This is a genomic window from bacterium (assembly GCA_024228115.1).
In the GTDB taxonomy this organism is placed as follows: domain Bacteria; phylum Myxococcota_A; class UBA9160; order UBA9160; family UBA6930.
The window spans coordinates 1-3,709 of the sequence record JAAETT010000678.1; the positions used below are offsets into that span (position 1 = coordinate 1).

1 protein-coding gene is annotated in these 3,709 nt (G+C 70.0%); it reads right to left on the minus strand.

Annotation, left to right across the window (positions count from 1 at the left end):
- Positions 1 to 131: 131 nt before the first annotated feature.
- Positions 132 to 3,563 (minus strand): hypothetical protein, encoded by a 3,432-nt coding sequence (locus GY937_28160; protein ID MCP5060588.1) that lies wholly within the window; start codon positions 3,561 to 3,563, stop codon positions 132 to 134.
- Positions 3,564 to 3,709 lie beyond the last annotated feature (146 nt).

Genomic DNA, 3,709 nt, shown 5'->3' on the forward strand with positions numbered 1-3,709 from the left:
GGTCGAGCCGGGAGGGCGTTCGCCCTGGGTCAAGGACCTTTCGACCCGGAAGATCTGAATCGGAATCCGGAACGGCGGGCTGCGTCGCCCCCCGGCCAAATGATCAGATTTCTACGCTTCTGAGTGAGCGTCTACACTCCGTAGGCCGTGGCCGAGGCCTGTCCTGCGCGAACGGATCCGTCACCTCCGATTGCAGTGGCATTCGAGACGACGTCACCGGCCCCAAGCGCTCGGGCGTCCGAACTCGCGGAGGCGTCCCCACCCTGAGCGCCGTCCCCGCCAGTGGAAATGGCGGCAGCTGTGGACGAACTGTCGATCGCAGCTGTCGAGAAGGCCTGGGAATCCGCGGACTCCCCGTCGGTGCCGGCCAGGCCGCCGCCGACTCCACCCTTCGCCTGGGCGATCGAGAACGAAGAGCTCCCGGTGCCGACGGTCTTCGAGTTGGCTGTGGCTGCGGCGTTGCCTCCTTCGGCTTGGGCGTCCGCTCGGCTCGACCCACCGTTCGTGAGATCGGCTTCGGCGCGTACTTCCCTTCCGACGGTGCCGTTGGCACCGACGGCTTTCACCACGGCCTCCGCGCTCTGCGACTGCACCGTGCGCGTCAAGGAACTCGAGACGTCGAAGGACCCCGCGCTAAACATGAAGAGACTCTTGCCATCGGCAGTCTGCTTCAGGATCAGATCTCCCGACGTCGATCCGTCCACCGCATCGATCAGGGACAAAGAAGCAGGTGATCCGTTGGGGCTCGGTATGCCCTGGAGCAGCGCAGTCGCTTCTACCGTCACCTTCCCGCCACCCGTCGAGTGGCCCGCGAGGTTGCCGAACCCCGACCGGCCGCCGGGGTCCGGCAAGGTCGTCGAGTTGATGACACCGCCTGTCGCGATACCCGTGAGCGTGACGTCGGCTGTGCCTCTGGCGGTGCCCGTAACGAAGGCATCGCCGGCGCGGGCGCCGAGCCCCGCGGAGCCGCCTCGCGCACGGAGCGTGATATCGAGGTTCCCGCCGCCGAGGTGTTCGGTGTCGGTGGAGGCGTGGGCGTTGCCGCCCCGGCCCCCGATCGAGGTGCTGTAGCCTCCCGAGCCTCCGGTTGCATCGAGCAGGAGTTGGATGTCCCCGGAAGTCGATGCGCTGAGCGCATCGGAGAGGACGGCGTCCGCACCGTCGCCGCCATCGGCGCCGCCGGTGCCCCGTCCTCCGGCGCCTCCGACGACGAAGGCGGACAGGTCGACCCGACCTCCCCCGCTCGAAGAACCCGTCGCGGTGGCGGTCGCGGTGCCCCCGTTACCCGTTCGATGGCCGGGGCCAGCGGCTTCCCCGCCGGCCCCTCCGAACGCCTCGACCCGAGCGATCACATCCGAAGAACCCGCGTTGGCTGCCGTTGCCGTCGCGCTGGCGTCGCCGCCGTCGCCGCCGCTGTTGATGCTGCTGGTGGTGAGGCGGCCGCCTCCGCGCCCTGCGGATGCGCTGCTCTCGACGATCACCCGGCTGTCCCCGCTGGCGGTGCCGCGAGAGCTGGCGGCCGCGTTCCCGCCGTTGCCGCCGACTCCGCCTGCTTCCGCGGCTCCACCATCACCTCCCTCGGCGTGCTCGTTGAAACCTCCGGTGAGGATGAAGATATCGTTGCCGTCGCCGTCGCTCGCGGCTTCGAAGACGGCCGAGGCCGTGCCGCCAGTGCTGTTGGTGGCCTCGTTGGATCCGCCTGCGTTGCCTCCATGCGACGTTCCGGTCAGCGTGACCCCGCCGGCGGAGCTGGTCCCCTGGAGGAGGAGATCTGCGTTGCCTCCGCTTCCACCGAACCCGCCTGCGTTGCCGCCCAGCCCGCCGATGCCACCGAAAACGTTTGCATCGAGTTGCAAAGCCCGGGCTGCACCGGCGTGGTCGAGGTGGCTCATCGCGTTGCCGCCCGCGCCTCCCAGGCCTGCGCCGGATCCGACCCGCGCGCTTCCGCCTCTTCCGCCACGGGCGTCCTGGGTGAGAGACAGCGCTCCATCCGTAGACCCGGTCACAAGGTTGTTCAGGAGGGAGTCGGCGCCCGCCCCACCGGTGCTGTTAGTGCCGCCGTCGCCACCGCTGGCCGAACCGGAAACGTCGACGTCGCCACCGCCGAAGCTGGTAGCACGAAGACCCGTGATGACCGCTTGTCCCCCGGCGCCCCCCGCACCAAGTCCGGAGGAGTTGCCGCTACCGGTACGGCCGGTCGCCGAACCATTCAGGGAAACCTTGGCGCCGCTCGTGCCCGTGGCCGTTCCACCCACGGTCGCTGTTCCGCCCGTTCGGGTTCCGATTCCGTCGCCTGCATCGCCTGCCGTCGCGTCCAACAGGACGGATAGCTCTCCGTCACCCGGGTTCGTGGCATCCAAGCGAGAGAAGGCGTCGCCGCCGAATCCTCCGACACCTCCGCCCAAGGCGTCGCCCCCGTGCCCTGCGTCGGCGCTTTGCCGGAGCGAGAGTGCGCCTGCCGTCGAACCCGACACGGCGTTGACGAGTGTCGATGAAGCCCCATTTCCACCGTCGGCTCCGGCGTCGCCGCGCCCGCCGTTGCCACCCTCCGCGTCGACCCCCGCGCCTGCGTCGAGTCCGGCCGCGGACGTCGCGGTCGACGTTGCGACGGCGTCGCCTCCATCTCCACCGCGATGCCCCGCTCCCCGCGCGAGGCCGCCATGGCCCGCTCTCGTGAAGCTCCCAGCGCCGACGGTCCCGGTTCCGGACGCCGCCACGGTCTGTTGACGTGCCGTCGCGGTCGATGTGGCGTTCGCCCCGTCCCCGCCGCTTCCCACACCGGAGGTCACATTGCCCCCATGTCCAGCGCGATCTTGCGTTTGGGCGAAGGCCGCGTCCAGTGTCGAGGTCGCCTCCGCGAACCCGGTCGCGCTGCCGGCGCGGCCAACTCCGGGACCCAAGGACGAGAAGCCGCCACTCCCGCCTTGGCTCTCGTTCAGGGCTCTCGCCTCGGTGCCGGTGGCCTTGCTCGTCGAGGTTGCGACCCCACCATCGCCGCTGACGGCGCCGCGAGCCCCCTGGCCCGCGGTCGCGGTCGCTCTGGAGGTTGCGGCTCCTCCCCCCGCGGTCGCTTCGGCGATTGCCGAAGCGTCACCTCCGGATCCACCGTTGCCCTGAATCCCGTCCGGTTGGCCGCCCAGCCCGCCGGCGCCCCCGTTGCCGCCAACCCCGGTGGCGGTGGCGGTCGCACCGAAAAACCAGATGTTCCGCGCGGTGGCGACCGCATCCCCGCCATCGCCTCCCGCTCCGCCGTCGCCCGCCGGCGTTCCAGAGGGCCCGTTTCCTCCGGGGCCACCCGCGCCGCCCCGACCGGCGCGAGCCTCAGCGAGGTTGCTCGGTTCTAGGTTCTGGTCCACCGCCGTGGCGTTCTCCCCGTCGCCGGCCGGTCCGCCATCGATGCCCGGCGCGCCAGCCTGGCCCGCGGTTCCGTTGGCTCCCGAGACGATGATGTCTTGAGCGCTGGCGCCGACTACCAAGAGGGTCGAACAGGCCAGGACTGCCACGACGGGGCTCAGGCGGGAGAGAGGGCGTCGATACTGCGGCCACGCAGGTGTGTGAAACATGCAGCGAGCCTAGTCCCTTGTATCGACCAAAGGCGGAAGTGTTGTCATGCTAAGCACTGCGTCCCCCGCAGCCAATCGGTTCTCGCCGTGTCGCGGGCCGATTCATGGGGCCCGTATGTCGAAGAAGCGGTATCGGATTGACTTGA